Origin of the sequence: Acinetobacter sp. YH16031 (assembly GCF_013417335.1) — a bacterium.
In the GTDB taxonomy this organism is placed as follows: Bacteria; Pseudomonadota; Gammaproteobacteria; order Pseudomonadales; family Moraxellaceae; genus Acinetobacter.
In genome coordinates, this window is record NZ_VPED01000105.1 from 1 (window position 1) to 2433 (window position 2433).

Consider the following 2433-nt stretch of genomic DNA (forward strand, 5'->3'; position numbering starts at 1 on the left):
ATATCCGTATCAGTTTGCGATTCATAATCCTAAAGCAATGGACGGCAACGATCAGCCCCACGTGCATCTCATGTTTAATGAACGTCTGCAAGATGGAATTGAACGAGATCCGGAGCAGTATTTCAAACGCTATAACAGTAAAAATCCTGAACGTGGCGGAGCTAAAAAAGATAATACAGGTAAGAGTTACCAGGAACGAAAAACCGATATTAAAGACCTACGCCAAAGATGGGCAGATTTATGCAACAGCCATTTAGAAAAACACCAAATTGACAGCCGTATTGATATGCGAAGCTACAAAGAGCAAGGCATAGAGAAAGAACCTGAAAAAAAACTGTTACCAAGCCAAGCCAAAGACCCTGAAATTAGGGAAGCCCTACAACTGTCACGAACGGCCTATAAAGAGCTTGAACGACTAGATTTAGGCGACCCGAAAAAAGACCTGAAAGACCTCAAAAACAGCCCTATCTCAGACAAAGAAATTAAACAGGGCATTGAGAGCTTTAAGGCTGATTTTGACAGCTTTAAACAGCTTGCCTTACAGCAGTACAAAGAACAGCAGAAATTAGAACGAGAGCAACAGAAAACAATGAAGTTTAGAGGGATGAGCCGATGACACCTGATGAAAAAAAGTTATATGCACTGATGGCAGTTGCAGAACAACAGCAGAACCTAGTCAATCAGGCCGTTAAAGAGCTTCAAATCACGAAAGAACACATTCAAAGCACTATTGCTGGGCAAACCCACCACACTATATCAAAAGCGGTAAATGAGGGCTTACAGGACGGTACAGCAGAACTTATTAAGACCGCTAAAGCGCTTGGACGCTTGAAAAACTCGATTGAATCAGCCAATGATCAATTTTCATGGAAGTTAATCACCACTTTCTTAGGTGTTTTTTCAGTTCTCATACTGACTATGACGTGGCTATTTGCATCTTATATTAAGCCTTTAGAGAATATTCCAAAGATCGAGAGTTTAAGGCAGCAAGGTATTCAGTTTGATATTCAAAGTTGTGCCGTTGGAGAAGAGTCCAAGCCCTGCGTCCGAGTGATGAAAGAGCAGTGTGGCTATGGGAAGCATGGGGATTTATGCGTTATTGACCCCAAATAGCTGAATCTGAAAATGAAGGCTCTAAGCACTCATTTATAATTTTTATTATGTTTAAAATTAGTGGAAGTTAAGGAAATTATTATGTTAAAGCAATCAAGTTTAGAAAGAACAGAGTTTAAGGAAGAAGAACTTGCGCCCATTAAAAAGCTTGATTTGAATGATTTGAAAGTTCCTATGCCTAAAAACCTTGATCAGTTACTGATTTGGACATCCGAACTGGCTCAATATAATTATGCTCAATTCCTTAACCAATCCGAACAGCTAAAACTTGTTGATGAAGACAACCTGGAAGAACAGGCGGAAATCAGTCAGAAGCTTAGGTTCTATAGAGGTAATGCGCTTATAGAAAACCAAATCAAAGATTTCTATTTGAAAAAGTTACTTGATCAAGGAGAGGCAACAGTCAAAGGTTATATTAAAAGTCCGACTAAGAAAAATACCCGATATGCTGTAATTTCTTATCATGACTATGATTTTGTAAGCTTTGCTACTCCAGAGATTCTTAATAAATTTCCAGCCGATCTCATCAATTTCGTGCAAAAGGAAACACCTAAGACATTAGCGGACATATATCCTGAAGAAGCCGTGTTCTTATCAGCTATCAAAAAATTTATAAAACCTTTTAAGGAACAGTATAAAAAATTGGCTGATAAGAACAGGGAAATTAAGGAGCACAATACAGTTGCTCATAAAATTTATATAAAAATTAAAAATAAGGAAGCAACTCTGCAAAAGCCAACAGAGTCAAAGCCTAAAGAATCTAATCCAAAGACTACTGAAAATAGTGCTGTCCCAGTAGAGATGAAGCAGGGAACCATTCAGAAAAATATGGCTCCACAAGAAAAGCCACTTACTGTGATTAAGAAGCGAAAATTTGCTTTAAACAAGAATAAGTAACTTGTAATGTAAAATTCTAAACAAAAACCCCTCTAAGTCTTGCAACTTAGAGGGGTTTTCAAGTAAATTCAGCGGTACGCAGTTATTTGATGGAACTAACATCAAGTAACGAAGATCATAAGGTTTGGCGACCGTTATGATTTCACCAAAAGGCTTGTACCTGAACTCTATTTTCACAATAAACAGTGTTTATATCAAGCCTCAAAATGATAAGTCTTCGTTAATTCGTGTTTTAAACCATCAAATAAGCATCCTAGATCGAGCTTTGCCCGCTTCTGCGTGTCCGTTTTACGGTCGGCATGCAGTACGTGTGGTAGGAATAAGTGTCACTGGCGTATTGTAGCTATAGTCGAAAGGCTAAACCGCTTACAGGGGAACTTCACATAGGCGGAGCGTTAGGAGTAGTTACATAGGACTTGTTAA

General features: G+C 38.5%; 3 protein-coding genes. All 3 read left to right on the top strand.

Translation table 11 applies throughout. From position 1 onward, the window contains the following. The coding region (locus FTV31_RS16235) for a MobA/MobL family protein (protein WP_180015689.1) at positions 1-616 on the top strand (616 nt) is incomplete at its 5' end. Further along, entirely contained in the window at positions 613-1113 is a 501-nt protein-coding gene (locus FTV31_RS16240) for a hypothetical protein (RefSeq protein ID WP_004282297.1), read from the top strand. The genes FTV31_RS16235 and FTV31_RS16240, both read left to right, overlap by 4 nt. Positions 1114-1194: 81 nt before the next feature. After that, positions 1195-2010, top strand: a complete 816-nt coding sequence (locus FTV31_RS16245; RefSeq protein ID WP_005268593.1) for a hypothetical protein — start codon at positions 1195-1197, stop codon at positions 2008-2010. Positions 2011-2433: the final 423 nt, after the last annotated feature.